The organism is Thermoanaerobacterium sp. RBIITD, from assembly GCF_900205865.1.
Lineage (GTDB): Bacteria > Bacillota > Thermoanaerobacteria > Thermoanaerobacterales > Thermoanaerobacteraceae > Thermoanaerobacterium.
The window spans coordinates 3,031,060-3,048,328 of record NZ_LT906662.1 but is presented as its reverse complement, the minus strand read 5'-3'; the positions used below and the strand labels follow the sequence as shown (position 1 = coordinate 3,048,328).

The following is a 17,269-nucleotide window of genomic DNA, read 5'->3' as shown; positions in this document are numbered from 1 at the left end:
CATCACCTTTCTAAGTTTAATCGCTTCATTACTTCTTCTTCTTTTTCTCTCATTATCTTTTTGTCTTCTTCTTTTTCATGATCATACCCCATAAGATGAAACATACTATGTGCGGTCAGATATGCAACTTCCCTCAAAAAAGAATGTCCATATTCCATTGCTTGCTGCCTTGCTTTTTCAAGTGATATAACAATATCGCCTATTGGTTCCGGGCCACTTAGATCGTCTTCCTGTCCCTCAACATCTATATCAGAATAAATCTCTTCAAACTCTACAAGAGGAAATGATAAAACATCTGTTTCACTATCGACATTTCTATAATATTTATTTAATTTGTGTATTTCTTCATTGTCAACAAACGATACGCTTACTTCTACATCGTCAATCACACCTTCAACTTCCAAAGCTGTTTTAACAACATCTTTTACTATTTTGTCTAATCCCTCGGCATTTACTTTATCCTGTCTATTATCTATCAAAATATTCATTGTAACACCTCTGCTTTATTATTATTATTTTCTATATCAGGATACTCAATTCTATGGTGAAATATACCATTTAATGATGATAAAAATGATTTACCAAGCGTTTTAATGTCCTTCAATGTAAGATTGCTTTCATCGAGCTGTCCATCTTTTAGCCTATCATCAATTATCTTGTTAACCATTGTCTCAATATCTTCGTCTGTTGGCTCATGAAGTGACCTTACAGAAGCTTCTATTGAATCTGCCAGCATCAATATTGCTGCCTCTTTAGATTGCGGCTTGGGTCCCGAATATCTAAAAGAATTTTCTTCACATAGATCATCAGTTTTTAAAGCCTTACTGTAAAAATATTTTACGAGAGATGTACCATGATGTTCTTTAATCAAATTAACTATATCTTCTGGTAATTTATATTTTTTAGCTAGTTCGATTCCATCTTTAACATGGGATGTTATAACGAGGGTACTTAAATCTGGTGATATTTTATCATGAAGATTCTCTTATGTAAATTGGTTTTCTTTAAAAAAGTAAGGTCTCTTTACTTTTCCTATATCATGATAGTATGCTCCAACTCTCGTAAGTAAGCTATTAGCTCCAATTGCATCTGAACCGGCTTCAGCTAAATTTGCAACTATTATACTATGATGATATGTGCCAGGTGCATCCATCATCAATTTTTTTAATAATGTGTTATTGGGATTAGAAAGCTCTAAGAGTTTTAATGGTGTTATTATGTCAAATCCTGCCTCCCAAAAAGGTAGCAAGCCAATCGCAAGTATTGCACTAAAAGCACCGCTTATAATACCCCATAAGCTGTTTTCAAGAACAGGTATAATGTTATTGCTATTAATTAAACCGACTCCAAGAATTGCTAAAGTATTAACAGCACTAACATAAATGCCAGATTTGATAAAATCTATTCTTTGTCTCGAATTTGCCATCTTAATAGCACCGATAATTCCACCAAACAAAGACATCACTATGTAAGCCTGATTAAAATTTAACATCATGCCACCGATTATTGAAAAAATTGTATTGAGCATTATCGCTATATAAGGATCTAATATAACTGAAACAGATAATGCTAGCATTTCCGATGGAATCAATAAAACATTTATGTTTTTTAATGCTATCACGATAAAATAGTATAACAATCCTAAAAGGCATAAAATCTGAATATATGAATTTTTTTCTTTAACTTTTTTATTAAGTCTATTGATATAATAAATAGATATAAATAATGATAAAGATAATAAAATAACAATGCCAAATAACATAGCAAAGTCTATCTTGCTGTTATTCTTTAATAAACCAAGTGCTTTCAACACTTGTATTTGATCATTTGTAACAACTTCACCACTAATAATTATATTTTGGCCTTTTTTATACATAACAGGTTGTATTTTTTCTGCGGCGTCTTTCCTTGCGATTTCCGTCTCATGTGCATTGTAAATCATGTTTGGTGATATAACCGATGATATTATTGAATATACTATAGGCTTAAGATCGCTCTTTAAATCAGAATTATCAATAATACTTTTAACACTATTTAAAGCCCCGGAAAGAGCATCATCAGTTATTTGTCTTGACATAGTAGCTTTTTCTGTTGATATAGCTATAGATTCGACAGCAATTAAAGTATTGTCTTCGATAGATAGAAGTGTCTTTAATGATTTATCATCAAGTTTAATCGGCAGCTGATCTTTTAATGAATTTAACTTATCTTGTTCTGACGAATTTGACTTTCTAATGCTGCGTAATTTATTAAAAAAATCAGTTAATTTTATATATGACTCTTGTGCTACACTTTCATCGTAATCATACTTTGGATTAACATTGTTTATTGCTTCTTGGATTTTCTTTTGCGTTGCCACATTATCTACAATATCCTTTGGTGCTTTTATATCGATTTGCGCAACATCACCTTCTTTAATATCAAATTTAGGCGGTGTTATTGTCGTATAAAACAAAAAATAAGAAGTCACAAAGTATATTGTAACAAAAAATATTATATATGCTCTTTGATTGAATAATATTTTTTTTAATGGCCTGTCCTTTTTAAACATTAAATTTAATCCTCCCAAGAAGACTTTTTGTCATCAATTTCACTATTATCCTCTTTGGACTTTTCATATACTTCATAAGCCTTTACTATTTTTGCAACAAGTGGATGCCTAATAACATCCTGCTCTTTTAGTAAAACAAATTCAATACCATCTATACCATTCAAAATTTCAATTACATCCTTTAAACCAGATCTTTTCCCCTTAGGCAAATCTATCTGTGTAATATCACCTGTTACAACAGCTTTTGAACCAAAACCAATTCTTGTCAGAAACATTTTCATCTGCTCAGGTGTTGTATTTTGCGCTTCATCAAGAATAATAAATGAATCATCAAGGGTTCTTCCTCTCATATATGCAAGTGGCGCAACCTCTATTAGACCTTTATCCATATACTTTTGAAAAACCTCAGCACCAAGTATATCATACAATGCATCATAAAGTGGTCTTAAATATGGATCAACTTTTTCCTGCAAATCACCTGGCAAAAATCCTAGTCTTTCTCCCGCTTCAACAGCAGGTCTTGTCAATATTATTCTGCCGACCTCTTTATTTTTTAGTGATGTAACAGCCATTGCCATTGCCAAATAGGTTTTTCCTGTACCAGCTGGACCGATACCAAATACAATCTCATTGTTTCTTATGGCATTTACATATCGCTTTTGTCCATATGTCTTGCATCTTATCTGCTTACCTCTTGACGTTATACAAACAATATCTGATAAAATTGACTTCAATTTTTCTTCTTCACCCATATTGACGAGTCTCATCGCATACATTACGTTTTGCGGCGTTATTATATCGCCGCTATTTATGATATCAATTAGCTCATTAAAGACCTTCTCCGCCGCATTAACATTATTTTCTTCACCGCTTATCTTTATCATATCATCTCTAACAATTATCTTTACATCCATTCCCTCTTCTATCAATTTTATATTCTCATCAAACTTACCAAATAGATTTGCAGCTTGTTCAATGTTATTGATATTAATTGTTATTTCTTTCAATTTTTACCTCCGTATTATAATTGATTTTCTCTTGTGTCCCTATATCTTCTATTACTTCAACTGTTATATCAGCTCTAACAATGTTAATATTTATCATTGAAGTATTCTCTTTTTTGCTAACAATTTTTGCATCCTTCCCTAAAGCTGGTTTTATGTTTTCTAAAGCTTTTTCTATAGCTACTTTTTCAGCCTCTTGCCTTGAAAGTTTTTTTGTTATTGGCATTGTTTCATAATATGTCTCCCTTACGATTTTTATTGGTGAATTATTGGAAGTTATCATTTTTTCTTCCTTATCATAACTTTTAAAATCTATTTTTTTAGGCGAAAGCGTTAAATTATTATCACCTATCGATATTCTTGTAATTGTATTTGCTTTGCCGGTTCTTACATTTTCTTGTTTTGTTAGATTAACATCAGCATATCCTTCATACCATGTCCTTCCTAATATTATACCATTAGAATGGGCAAACCGTGTTTCTGTATTTGGCCTCTCTATGACGCCTGAAACAATCACATCACCAGTTTTTACCGTTTCGCCCACTTTCTTTACCGCATCGCCTTCTAATACAGTCATCTTGTATATTATACCATCTTTTTTTGCTATTATATTGCATGGTACATTTTCAGGCAGAATAACAGGTGGGGATGTTTTTTCAATCACTTTGACAAAAGCTTTTGTCCCCTTTAAGTCTATTCCTATCCATGCCGCATCTTTCATGTCTATTAAAAATTGTTGCTGAATTTTAGATATATTAATTGAGGACTTTGATACACCTGCCTTAAGTCCAAGTTTATTTAATTCCGTAAGTATAGACTTCTCATCTATATTTTTTGTACTTTTTACATCAATAGACCATACAAATATAGAGAAAACATATGCTAATATCATGCAAAGCAATGCACCAGCAACTAACATTCTTCGCCTTTTCAAGTATAATATAATAAAAGGTAAACCTCTTTTCTCAACAATTGACACTTTGCAATTTGTGATCCTTGTATATGGTTGAAGTAATTTAAAACCTTTTAAACTTATTTTTGCAATTATAGTAGTAAATCCTATTCTTTCAACATCCCAAATATATATATTTTTTGATATAACAAGGTTTATAAACTTTTCTATTGATAAACCTTCAACTTTTATAATAGCATACCCTTTAAAAAAATTCCACAACTTTATTGCAAGCAAGTATATACCTCCTCATACTGATTTTTAAACAAGAATCTCAATACTTACTATCTTACCTGTCACAACAATTATTTCTGTCATGACAGAATTTATAACCATATTTTTACCACAAATTCTAATCATTCCTATTGTTGAATTGATTCTAATCCTTTCAGGTATGTATTCAATAATACCTTTATGATTTTCAACAGTAACCTGTGTATTGCCTATTACGGTTATTTTAGGGAGGTTTAATAATACCTCCTTTGGAAAATCTACAAGATTCAGAATTCCTTCTTTTATGGTATTTGACTTCATAATAGAGCCTCCCTCCCATAAATTTTATGTGGAAGAAGATAAAAACATTCTATATGAAATGGTATAATGAAAAACAAAAAACGTATGGATTTCCCATACGTACATAAAAAAGTTAATTAATTGTTGATTGTATTGGATATCAAATATAAAAATCTTTTGCTTGCATTTTTACAATAATAAAAAACTTGATACCGTAAAAGTATCAAGTTTTTTATTATTGTAAATGCTGTGAAACAATCATTTTAACTTTTCCGCCATCGGCTTTGCCCTTTACTAAGGGCATAACTTTACTCATTACTCTGCCAATATCATTTTTATTGAAAGCACCTATCTCATTAATTACGCCTCGAACTATTTCATCTATTTCATCCTCTGTAAGTTGTTGCGGCATATAATCAAGCATTATTTCAATTTCACGGTTAGCTTTATCAACTAAATCCTGTCTTCCACCTTTTTCGTATTCTGGCAGGACTTCTTTTCGCTGTTTTATTTCCCTTGAAATTACATTAATGACCCCTTCATCATCAAGCTCTTTTCCTGTATCTTTCTCTACCTGTAATATAGAAGACCTAACCATGCTCAATATATTTTTTTTAAAAGCGTTCTTAGCCTTCATCGCTTCTACCATATCCTTATATATTCGCTCTTTTAGGGTCATAAATACACTTCCTTACTTACCAAATTTGTATTTCCTTTTTCTTGCTGCTTCCGATTTCTTTTTACGCTTTACACTGGGACTCTCATAATGTTCCCTTTTCCTTAATTCTGAAAGGACTCCATTTCTTGAGCACTGCCGTTTAAATCTTCTCAATGCATTATCAAGGGACTCATTTTCTCCAACCCTGATTTCTGACACTAATCTCCCTCCCTCCGGATAAACTGCCAAATGTAAACTACGTATATTGCTGCGACTATTATTGGGATATCTTAATATATTATAATCCTAAAACCAAATTGTGTCAATGTTTACCCTGGAGGCCATGTCATAAATCTTCCTCCAAGAAGATGAAAATGAATATGGAGCACTGTTTGGCCACCATCATTTCCACAATTTGTCACTAATCTATAACCTTTTTTGTCTATGCCAAATTTTTTAGCTAGATTTTTTGCCACTATATAAACATGTCCAATCAATTCTTTATTATCTTCGCCTATATCAAGCGGTGATTTTATATGCTCTTTCGGAACTATTAAAAGATGTACAGGAGCTTGCGGATTAATATCTGGAAATGCGACAACATAATCATCTTCATAGACTATACTCGAATTTATTTTTTTGTTTATAATATTACAAAAAATACAATCTTCCATATTTTCACCTCCTTAAATATTAATTGCCTTTATAGTTATTCTACACCATATACCTATATTCCTTCAACAATTTCTCCAATTACTAAATCTTTTTTTAGTTCATTAAATTTTACAGGCAAAATTTTGTTTTTAATACTTAAATCAGATTTAACTGCCACTCTTATATAGTTGTCAGTAAGTCCTTCAACATAATCATCCATATCTTTGACTCGTTGTTCAAACAAAACATTCATAATTTTATTAATAAATTTTTTGTAAAATTTAGCTTCGTTCTTTTCTGAAAGTTTAATTAATAATTTACTTCTCTCTTCTTTAATAGCGTTTTTAACTTGTTTTGGATATGCGGCGGCTTTTGTCCCTTTTCTTTTTGAATACTTAAATACATGCATTTTACTAAATTCTATTTCTTTTAAGAACTCATATGTCTCATTAAATTCTTCATCTGTTTCACCTGGAAAACCAACCATTACATCAGTTGTTATAGCAACATCGTTAATATATTTTCTAATTCTTTCTATTATATCCCTATATTCGCTTGTCGTATATCTTCGTCCCATTCTTCTTAATGTATTATCTGAACCACTTTGCAATGATACATGATAATGTCTGCAAAATTTCGGAAGCTTCGAAACCTCTTTTATGAAATCCTCTGTTAAAAATGTAGGTTCTATAGAACTCATCCTTATTCTTTCAATCCCATCTACATCGTGGACCATCTTTATTATATCAAGTAAATTAAGATTTCCAAGGTCTTTACCATATGATGCCACATGAATACCAGTAAGCACAATCTCTTTATAGCCTTTATCGCGGAGCCTCTTAACTTCATCTAAAATATTTTCTGGATTTCTACTTCTAACAGGCCCTCTTGCATATGGTATAATGCAATATGTGCAATATTGATTACATCCGTCTTGAATTTTTAAATATGCTCTCGTGTGACCTAACTGAGCGGATATTTTTAATTCTTCAAAGCTTGTATCCTTTGATATATCTTCCACCGCATTTAATTTTGTTTCATTATCAATCTTTATTCGTTCTACTAGATTTACAAGATCGCCTTTATTTTTTGTACCGGCAACAATATTTACTTCTGGAATTTGTAATACTTCTTTTGAAGCAACTTGCGAATAACAACCAACAACAGCTATAACAGATTTCGGATTTAATCTTTTGGCTTTTCTTATTTCTTGCCTAGATTTCATATCACCTCTGCCTGTTACAGTACAAGTATTAATCACATATACATCGGCAACATCATTGAAGTCAACAATTTCATATCCTGAATTTTTAAATATTTCAATCATTGCTTCAGTCTCATACTGATTTACCTTACATCCCAATGTGTGAAACGCTATTCTTTTCATTAATAACCTCCTACCCCAAATCGCCTAGCTCATATAATATTATAGAGCAAGTTACAATACCTGCAGTTTCTGTTCTAAGAATACGCGGTCCTAATGTAACAGGTTTAATACCACATTCGATGGCTGTATTTATTTCATCATCAGAAAACCCTCCTTCAGGCCCAATAAATACACTTATATTTTTTGCTTGTTTATATTCCTTTAATATATCTTTTAATCCCAATCTTTTTTCTTTCTCATATGGTATTATAGATAAATCGTAATCACAAATACCCTTTAAAGATTCTTTAAAATCTATGGGCATTAAAACATCGGGCACGACAGATCTGCCCGATTGCTTTGATGCCTCATGTGAGATTTTTTGCCATCTATTAATTTTGTTTTCAATATTTTTTTCTTTAATTTTAATCAAAGAATATTTGGTTTCTAGCGGTACAAACCGTTTAACACCTATCTCAGTACATTTTTGTATTATAAAGTCCATTTTATCTGATTTAGGTAATCCTTGATATAAAGTTATATTAATAGGACTTTCTACATCTTCATCATGTATATTCATTATTTTTAAGATAACCGATGATTTATTAATACTATCAATCAAAGCTGAATATTGAAGCATACCGTCAGATAGCAATAAATTTGCACCTGGTTTTAACCTTAAAACATGAATAATATGGTGCGCATCATCGCCTATTATTTTTACGATTCCATCGTCAATATCCCTATTTTTGATAAAAATTTTCCTCATTCAAATCACTTTTTCCTAGACAGAATAGCAATCCATTCACCATCTTCTTTTATATCTAAAATATCAAAATATTTATTAATAGTCAATAAAACATCGTCTTTTCTATCTTTAATAATACCACTTGAAATAAATATCCCTTTATCGACAAGATGCTCAAAAATGTCATTTGTTGCTTTAATAATAATATCTGCGATTATATTTGCAACAATAATATCAGCTTTTCCTGTTAAATTATTCAAAATGTCGCTCTTAAATACCTCAACATTTGAAACATTATTAAGCTTGACATTTAAAGATGCTACTTTAACAGCCACATCATCTATATCAACAGCATAAACATTTTTTGCACCAAGTTTTGAACTTACGATTGATAATATTCCAGAACCACAGCCAATGTCAAATACTGTATCACCAGGTTTTAAATTTTCTTCGAGATATTCTATACACAATTTTGTTGTCTCATGTGTCCCGGTACCAAAAGCCATTCCTGGATCCAATTCTACAATTATATCTTCTTTCATAGGATTATAATTTTCCCATGAAGGTTTAATTACAATTCTTTTACCTATTCTAATTGGTTTAAAATACTTTTTCCAACTATTAGCCCAATCATTATCGTCTACTTCGGATGTTTCAAAAGTAAATTCACCTATATCAAGATTAAATTCCTTAAGCCCTACTATTCTGTCCCTAATAAGGCCTACTTTATCTATTGTATCAAGCAATATAGGAAAATAAGCAGATATAACTACTTTGTTGCTGTCATCTATCATCTTAGAATCTATATAATCCCATTCACTTTCGCCGTTAAGCATTTTTATGTCATTTGGATCATTTATTACGACACCACCAGCACCCGCTTCGTGCATTATATTTGTTACAGCTTCTTCCGCCTCTATAGTTGTGGTTACTTTTACTTCAAGCCACTTCAATCACATCACCCTTTTATATTTATGCTCCAAAAGCATCTCTTACTTTTTGAAAAAATGACTTACCATTATTCTCATTGCTTAGCTTTTCAAACTCCCTTAAGAGCTCTTTTTGTCTTTCAGTTAGTTTTTTAGGAACCTCCACATAAACTTCAACAAATTCGTCTCCACGTCCTCTTCCATTAATATGTGGTATTCCTCTATTTCTTAATCTAAACACTGTTCCTGTCTGTGTTCCAGCAGGAATATTATAAATTGCCTTTCCATCAAGGGTTGGTACTTCTACTTCAGCACCAAGTGCCGCTTCAGTAAAGCTAATAGGCATTTTTAGCAAGACGTTGAAGCCATCACGTTTAAATATTTTATGTGGTTTAATATTTATTACAATAAATAAATCACCTTTTGCACCGCCTCTTTCACCGGGCTCACCTTCACCTCTTAATGATACCATCTGTCCATCATCTATTCCCGCAGGGATGTTGACTTTTATCTTTCTTGTCTTTCTTACTTTTCCCGTACCGCGGCAGTATGTGCAAGGGTTTTTAATTATATTACCTTCACCATGGCATTTTGGACATGTTCTGACATTAACTATCCTGCCAAATGGTGTATTTTGCGTAATTCTTACTTCGCCACTTCCATGACATTCTGGGCATACCTCAGGTTTAGTGCCTGGATTTGCACCAGTTCCTTTACACTTATCACATTTTTCGTACCTCTCAACTTCAATCTCTTTTTCAACACCAAATGCAGCTTCTTCAAATGTCAAGGAAAGATTTAATCTTATATCATTTCCTCTTTGAGGGCCTGTTTTTCTTCTACTACTACCGCCAAAGATATCTCCAAAAACATCTCCAAAAATGTCTCCAAACCCTCCAAAGTCAAATCCTCCTTGTCCAAAACCACCAAATCCGCCAAAATCCCCTTGGTTAAATCCGCCTTGATTAAAAGCGGCATCACCAAATTGGTCATATTGCGCTTTCTTTTGAGGATCTGACAAAATTTGATATGCCTCATTAATCTCTTTAAATTTTTGTTCAGCCTCTTTGTTGCCTGGATTTAGATCTGGATGATATTTTTTTGCTAGTGTTCTATACGCTTTTTTAATATCATCTTCTGTAGCATTTTTATCAAGCCCGAGAATCTCATAATAGTCTTTTGCCATCTACTTCACCTGCCCTTCATACATGAATGAGAACCAGGATATACCTGGTTCTTATTTATTCTCTTGATTGTCGTTCTCCATTTTATAGTCTGCATCATATACATTATCTTTATTAGTTCCACCATTGTTTCCTGTATTTCCGCCGGTCTGGCTTGCATTGGCGGATTGTCCAGAACCGCCTGCTTGTTGATAAATACGAGATGAAACACTGTAAAATGCTTGCGATAATTTTTCCGTTGCATTTTTAATCGCATCAATATCATTGCCTTCAAGAGTCTTTCTTACATTAGCTATTTCTTTATTTATATCATCTTTTTCTTGTTGTGTCATCTTGTCTCCTAGATCTTTCATTGTCTTTTCTGTTTGATATATCAACGAATCTGCATTATTTCTTACTTCAATCTCTTCTTTCCTCTTTTTATCTTCTTTTTCATGCTGTTTTGCTTCATTCATCATTCTTTCAATCTCATCGTTACTGAGATTTGTAGATGAAGTAATAGTTATATTCTGTGATTTACCTGTACCTAAATCTTTTGCAGATACATGGACAATACCATTTGCGTCAATATCAAATGTTACCTCTATTTGTGGTACACCTCTTGGTGCTGGTGGAATACCTGTTAATGTAAATCTTCCAAGTGTTTTATTGTCACGGGCCATTGGCCTTTCACCTTGTAAGACATGAATCTCAACTGACGTCTGTCCATCCGCAGCTGTAGAGAAAATTTGACTCTTCTTTGTCGGTATTGTCGTGTTTCTATCTATCAATTTCGTAAATACACCACCTAGTGTCTCAATACCAAGCGATAATGGTGTAACATCTAGTAATAGGACGTCTTTTACTTCACCGCCAAGAACACCACCTTGTATTGCAGCACCAATTGCAACACATTCATCAGGGTTAATTCCTTTATGTGGTTCTTTTCCCATTATCCTTTTCACAGTCTCTTGTACAAATGGAACTCTTGTAGATCCACCAACTAAAAGTACCTTATCAATATCTGATGGTTTCAACTTAGCATCACTTAAAGCACGGTTTACAGGTTCTACAGTTGACTCAACGAGATCTGTTATAAGCTCTTCAAACTTTGCCCTTGTAAGGTTAACATCTATATGTTTTGGGCCTGTGGCATCTGCTGTTATAAATGGTAAATTTATGTTGGCAGTTGTCGCCGAAGAAAGCTCGATTTTTGCTTTTTCAGCTGCATCCTTAAGCCTCTGCATCGCCATTTTATCATTTCTCAAATCAATTCCATATTCTTTTTTGAAATTATCTGCAAGCCAATCCATTATTCTCTGGTCAAAGTCATCACCACCAAGGTGGTTATTTCCGCTTGTTGCAAGAACCTCAAATACTCCATCACCTATTTCAAGTATTGATACATCAAATGTACCACCACCAAGGTCATATACCATTATTTTTTGATTGCCTTGTTTATCGAGGCCGTACGCCAAAGATGCTGCAGTTGGTTCATTTATAATTCTTTTAACATCAAGTCCCGCAATTCTTCCGGCATCCTTTGTTGCCTGTCTTTGGCTATCATTAAAATACGCTGGTACTGTTATAACGGCTTCAGTTACCTTTTCTCCAAGATATGCTTCTGCATCTGCTTTTAATTTCTGTAAGATCATTGCAGAAATCTCTTGTGGAGTGTAACTTTTGCCATCAATCGTTACACGATAATCTGATCCCATATGTCTTTTTATTGACATAACAGTCTTTTCAGGGTTTGTAATAGCTTGTCTTTTTGCTACTTGACCTACTAATCTTTCACCATCCTTTGTAAATGCAACAACAGATGGCGTTGTACGAGCACCTTCAGAGTTTGGAATAACTGTAGGTTGCCCACCTTCCATAACTGCAACACATGAAAAAGTTGTTCCAAGATCAATACCAATAATTTTTCCCATAATCTTTTCCTCCTATTATAGTAACTTTATTTTGCTACTTTAACCATACTTGGTCTTATTACTTTATTATTAAATGTATATCCTTTTTGCAAAACTTCAATGATTTCATTTTCTTTTTTGCCTTCAACTTCCTCTTGCATTACTGCATGATGCTTATATGGATCAAAAATTTGGCCCAAGGCATCTATTTCCTTGACACCTGTCTTTTCTAACACATCCTTGAATTGCCTGTATATAAGCTCAACACCCTCTTTAAAAGATGTGCTATCACTTGCTTGGCTTGCTAGTGCTCTTTCGAAATTATCAATCACAGGAAGTATTTGAGTTAGCACCTTTTCCTTGCCATATTCTACGAGATCACCCTTTTCTTTTTCTGTTCTCTTCCGGTAATTTTCAAATTCCGCTTTAAGCCTTTGTGCGAGTGCCAAGTATTCATTGGCCTCTTCCTCTTTTCGTTTAAGGATTTTCTTCAATTCTTCAATTTCTCCTTCACTTATGCTATTTTCTTTTTCTTCCTCTTTTTTTAAATCTTTTTCTTCGTTTTGCTTATCAAAATCTCTTTGTTTGTCATCTTCTTCAGCGTCATTAATTATTATATTTGATATATTTTCATCTTGCACAGGTGTATTTGTACTTAAATCTTCTTCATTATTTTCTTGCTTTATTGTATCTTTCTCGTTTTCCACAGATTTCACCTCTTATCATCTTTATATATATATGATAATACTCTTGATAGTTCCTTAGACATAGTATTTATCTCATTAATCAATTTCTTATAATTCATCCTAGTAGGTCCTATAATGCCGAAAGTACCAACAGTCTCACCATTTATCTTATACGTGGATTTTATAATGCTAAGATCTTTCATTTCTTCAAACTTATTTTCGCTGCCTATTGTTACATCAATCAAATCATCATCAGGCTCCAAAATTGTATTCATTATTTCTTTATTTTCAATAAGGTCAAAAAACATCCTAGCTTTTATAAGGTCTCTGTACTCAGGGAAATTTAATATATTGGAAGTTCCCTCAGAATACAATTCGGTTTCGTCCATTTGCTTAAGTCCATTTATTATTGTTTCTGTAATTTCATCTATGATGCTTTTTGCATTACCCGATTCCCTTTTAATCTCATTCTTTAAATCATTATTTACTTCTTTTTCACGTTTGCCGGTAACCTTATTATTTATAAGGTTATTTAAAAACTCAAAAAGACTACCATCTATATTTTCTTTTAAATTGATAAGATAATTCTTGATTATACCGGACTCTGTTATGACAAGAAGTATGATTTTATTAGAATCCACAGGCATAATCTGTACTCTTTTTATAGTGTTTTCGTTGATCTTTGGCATTTTCACAACAATAGTATGATTTGTCATGTTTGATAAAATTCGCGCATACTTTTTAACTATTTCATCAATTTCCGCAAACATTTCATTAAAAATATTAAATTTATTATTATATCTTTCATTCAAATAATGCTCTATTATATTATTAACGTAAAATCTATATCCTTTATCAGATGGTACTCTTCCTGCTGATGTATGTGGCTGTTCAAGATAGCCCATTTCTTCTAAATCAGCCATTTCGTTTCTTATAGTAGCAGGACTTATACCAAGATTATAGCGCTTTGCAATAGTCCTCGATCCAATTGGTTCTGCCGTCAAAATATAGTCATTAATAATCGCCTCTAAAATTTTTCTCTTCCTATCATCTAACGGCATATTCACCACCCCAAATTCTATTATTAGCACTCTTATTAAGAGAGTGCTAATTCACGATTTAAAAATACCACTATTGTGGATATTTGTCAATACTTTTAAAGTAAAAAATCCTCAAATACATTATTAGAAATGTCTATACCCTTTTGAGTTAAATGTATGGTATCCCCTTCTCTTTCTAAAAGATTTAATTCAATATTTTTTTCTATTGAATCTTTATATACAGTAAACATGCTTTTTCCAAATCTCATAATAAAGTCTTTATCACATACACCTTTCATCATTCTAAGACCTAAAAACATAAATTCTGCCATTTTGTCTTTTATATCAAGTGCATCTATATCATCAAATGCAAAGCCATCTTTATTTATCATTTCAATGTATGTTTTAATATCTTTTACATTTCCTTTACGCATATCACCTATATATGAATATGCACCGGGACCAAAACCGATATAGTGTAAAGCCTTCCAATACAATATATTATGTCTACATTCATAACCCGGTAAAGAATAATTTGATATTTCATAATGGGTATAGCCATTTTGCTTTAAAAAACTTATCGCATAGTGAAAAAGCATCATTTCATATTCATCATCATGTAACATTATTTTTTTACTTTTAAAAAGTCTATAAAACAGGGTGCCTTCTTCAAGAATTAACCCATAGCAAGAAATATGAGTAGGTTTTAATTCTATTGTATTTAATAATGTCTCTTTCCAATCATCAAATGTCTGCTCTGGAAGAGCATACATGAGATCTATATTTATATTATCAAAGTATTCCTCTGTAAGTTTATAATTATCAATGAATTCATTAATTGTATGCAATCTCCCAATTTTCTTTAGTAAATTGTCTTGCCATGCCTGAAGTCCTATACTTACCCTATTTATATGACATCTTCTATATATTTTAAGCTTATTTTCATCTATTAATCCCGGATTTAATTCAATTGATATTTCAGCATCTTTGCTAATGTTATAATATTTATATACCACATTTAATATTTCCTCTATATACTCTGGAGGAAGTATGTTGGGTGTACCTCCTCCTATGTATATTGAAGAAAATGGTCCCCTTAAAGAATCTTTTCTATTTTCTATTTCCCTTATTATAGTTTCTTTATATATTTCAAAAATCTTGTCTTGGCCGGCATATGAATTAAAATCGCAATAGTAACATTTCTTTTTACAAAATGGTATATGAATATATATTCCCGAACTAACCATTGTCATCATCGAGCTTTAATATTGACATAAATGCCTCTTGAGGTATTTCAACCTTGCCAATCTGCCTCATACGCTTTTTACCTTCTTTTTGCTTTTCTAAGAGCTTCTTTTTCCTCGTTATATCGCCACCATAGCATTTCGCAAGGACGTTCTTTCTTAAAGCTTTTACAGTTTCCCTCGCTATTATCTTAGAACCTATGGCTGCCTGAATGGGAATTTCAAAAAGGTGCCTTGGTATGCTTTCTTTTAATTTCTCTGTCATCTTTCTTGCTCTTTCATATGCTTTATCCTTATGAACTATCATTGAAAGAGCATCAACCATTTCACCATTTATAAGTATATCAAGTTTTACTAGGTCTGATGCTTTATACCCTTTAAGCTCATAATCCAATGAAGCATATCCCTTTGTTCTTGATTTAAGCGCATCAAAAAAGTCGTATATAATTTCATTTAATGGCATGTCATATTTTATCAAAACCCTCGTAGGTTCAAGATAATCCATACCTTTATATATGCCTCTTCTATCTTGGCATAATTCCATAATTGGTCCAACATAGTCAGTCGGAGACATAATCGTAGCATCGATTATCGGTTCTTCTATATGATCAATTTCAGTTTGTTCAGGCAAATTAGCAGGATTGTCAAGTTCTAATATTTCACCATTTGTCTTATATACTTTGTATATAACGCCAGGTGCTGTTGTAACAAGATTTAAATTATACTCTCTTTCAAGCCTTTCCTGCACTATATCCATATGCAATAAACCTAAGAAACCACATCTAAACCCAAAGCCAAGGGCTGCCGATGTATCCGGTTCAAAAGTAAGTGATGCATCATTTAATTGCAGTTTTAAAAGTGCATCCTTCAAGTTCTCATAATCTTCACCTTCTGCAGGATATATTCCGCAATAAACCATTGGTGTAACCTTTTTATATCCAGGTAATGGTTCTGATGCAGGATTTTCGGCATTCGTAATTGTATCGCCAACCCTTGTATCACTTACATTTTTTATACTAGCAGCTATATATCCTACATCACCTGCATTGAGAATATCAACAGAACTTAAATTTGGTCTAAAGATACCAACTTCTGTTACCTCAAATTCTTTACCTGACGACATCATTTTTATTTTGTCGCCTTGTTTTACAGAACCGTCAAATATCCTTACAAAGCTAATTGCACCTTTATAATTATCATAATATGAATCGAATATCAATGCCTTAAGTGGCATATCCGGATCACCTGAGGGTTCCGGTATCTTTTTTACTATGGCTTCAAGGACATCATCAATTCCTATTCCCTCTTTTGCCGACGTAAGTATTGCTTCTTCTGTATCAATGCCTATAACATCTTCAATTTCTTTCTTAACAAAATCAGGATCCGCTGATGGAAGGTCTATTTTATTTATCACAGGAACTATTTCTAAGTCATGTTCTAACGCAAGATATACATTTGCTAATGTCTGTGCCTCTATACCCTGTGTAGCATCAACAACAAGCAATGCCCCTTCACATGCAGCAATACTTCTTGATACTTCATAAGTAAAATCGACATGCCCAGGTGTATCGATAAGGTTTAATTCATACTCTTGGCCATTTTTAGCTTTATATATTAGCCTCACAGGCTGAAGTTTAATAGTTATTCCTCTCTCACGCTCAAGGTCCATACTATCAAGAACCTGTTCTTCCATCTCTCTTTCAGTCAATACTCCAGTCTTCTCAATTAATCTATCTGCTAATGTTGATTTACCATGGTCAATATGTGCAATAATGCAAAAATTTCTTATGTTCTTCTTTTTACCCTTCGACATTTCAAACCTCCTCTTTAACATAATATTATTATAAC

Annotated in this window: 16 protein-coding genes and 1 pseudogene; all 17 read right to left on the bottom strand. The window is 32.5% G+C overall.

What is annotated here, in order from left to right; genetic code table 11:
- Positions 1-2: 2 nt before the first annotated feature.
- The gene (gene ybeY, locus CPG45_RS14785) at positions 3-488 is read right to left on the bottom strand and encodes an rRNA maturation RNase YbeY (RefSeq protein ID WP_096232760.1); all 486 of its coding nucleotides are present in this window, start codon (positions 486-488) and stop codon (positions 3-5) included.
- Positions 485-2,551 (bottom strand): annotated as a pseudogene (locus tag CPG45_RS14780) (HD family phosphohydrolase). The gene ybeY and the pseudogene CPG45_RS14780 overlap by 4 nt, the downstream one beginning before the upstream one ends.
- A 5-nt stretch (positions 2,552-2,556) precedes the next feature.
- On the bottom strand, positions 2,557-3,558 hold the full coding sequence (locus tag CPG45_RS14775) for a PhoH family protein (RefSeq protein WP_096232758.1): 1,002 nt from the start codon (positions 3,556-3,558) through the stop codon (positions 2,557-2,559).
- Entirely contained in the window at positions 3,539-4,744 is a 1,206-nt protein-coding gene (yqfD, locus tag CPG45_RS14770; protein ID WP_096232756.1) for a sporulation protein YqfD, read from the bottom strand. The genes CPG45_RS14775 and yqfD overlap by 20 nt, the downstream gene beginning before the upstream one ends.
- 24 nt (positions 4,745-4,768) lie before the next feature.
- On the bottom strand, positions 4,769-5,041 hold the full coding sequence (yqfC, locus tag CPG45_RS14765) for a sporulation protein YqfC (RefSeq protein WP_096232754.1): 273 nt from the start codon (positions 5,039-5,041) through the stop codon (positions 4,769-4,771).
- A 214-nt stretch (positions 5,042-5,255) separates the two neighbouring features.
- Positions 5,256-5,699: a GatB/YqeY domain-containing protein gene (locus CPG45_RS14760; RefSeq protein ID WP_096232752.1), complete on the bottom strand. Its 444-nt coding sequence runs from the start codon at positions 5,697-5,699 to the stop codon at positions 5,256-5,258.
- Positions 5,700-5,711: 12 nt separating this feature from the next.
- On the bottom strand, positions 5,712-5,897 hold the full coding sequence (rpsU, locus tag CPG45_RS14755; protein WP_096232750.1) for a 30S ribosomal protein S21: 186 nt from the start codon (positions 5,895-5,897) through the stop codon (positions 5,712-5,714).
- 110 nt (positions 5,898-6,007) lie between these two features.
- A complete protein-coding gene (locus CPG45_RS14750; RefSeq protein WP_096232748.1) occupies positions 6,008-6,352 on the bottom strand; it encodes a histidine triad nucleotide-binding protein in 345 nt (114 codons plus the stop codon).
- Between the two features lie 53 nt (positions 6,353-6,405).
- Complete coding sequence (gene mtaB, locus CPG45_RS14745; RefSeq protein WP_096232746.1) at positions 6,406-7,719, bottom strand: tRNA (N(6)-L-threonylcarbamoyladenosine(37)-C(2))-methylthiotransferase MtaB; 1,314 nt, start codon at positions 7,717-7,719, stop codon at positions 6,406-6,408.
- Positions 7,720-7,729: 10 nt separating this feature from the next.
- Complete coding sequence (locus tag CPG45_RS14740) at positions 7,730-8,467, bottom strand: 16S rRNA (uracil(1498)-N(3))-methyltransferase (RefSeq protein ID WP_172856587.1); 738 nt, start codon at positions 8,465-8,467, stop codon at positions 7,730-7,732.
- Between the two features lie 5 nt (positions 8,468-8,472).
- Positions 8,473-9,399 (bottom strand): 50S ribosomal protein L11 methyltransferase, encoded by a 927-nt coding sequence (prmA, locus tag CPG45_RS14735; protein ID WP_096232744.1) that lies wholly within the window; start codon positions 9,397-9,399, stop codon positions 8,473-8,475.
- Positions 9,400-9,418: 19 nt separating this feature from the next.
- Positions 9,419-10,561 carry a molecular chaperone DnaJ gene (gene dnaJ / locus CPG45_RS14730; RefSeq protein WP_096232742.1) on the bottom strand — a complete coding sequence of 381 codons (1,143 nt, stop codon included), beginning with the start codon at positions 10,559-10,561 and terminating at the stop codon, positions 9,419-9,421.
- A gap of 51 nt (positions 10,562-10,612) precedes the next feature.
- A complete protein-coding gene (gene dnaK / locus CPG45_RS14725; protein WP_096232740.1) occupies positions 10,613-12,472 on the bottom strand; it encodes a molecular chaperone DnaK in 1,860 nt (619 codons plus the stop codon).
- A 26-nt stretch (positions 12,473-12,498) separates the two neighbouring features.
- The gene (gene grpE / locus CPG45_RS14720; RefSeq protein WP_502695827.1) at positions 12,499-13,092 is read right to left on the bottom strand and encodes a nucleotide exchange factor GrpE; all 594 of its coding nucleotides are present in this window, start codon (positions 13,090-13,092) and stop codon (positions 12,499-12,501) included.
- Positions 13,093-13,163: 71 nt separating this feature from the next.
- Positions 13,164-14,198 carry a heat-inducible transcriptional repressor HrcA gene (gene hrcA / locus CPG45_RS14715; protein WP_096232736.1) on the bottom strand — a complete coding sequence of 345 codons (1,035 nt, stop codon included), beginning with the start codon at positions 14,196-14,198 and terminating at the stop codon, positions 13,164-13,166.
- 95 nt (positions 14,199-14,293) lie between these two features.
- Entirely contained in the window at positions 14,294-15,424 is a 1,131-nt protein-coding gene (gene hemW / locus CPG45_RS14710; protein WP_096233646.1) for a radical SAM family heme chaperone HemW, read from the bottom strand.
- Positions 15,417-17,234, bottom strand: a complete 1,818-nt coding sequence (gene lepA, locus CPG45_RS14705; RefSeq protein WP_096232734.1) for a translation elongation factor 4 — start codon at positions 17,232-17,234, stop codon at positions 15,417-15,419. The genes hemW and lepA overlap by 8 nt, the downstream gene beginning before the upstream one ends.
- Between the last annotated feature and the right edge of the window lie 35 nt (positions 17,235-17,269).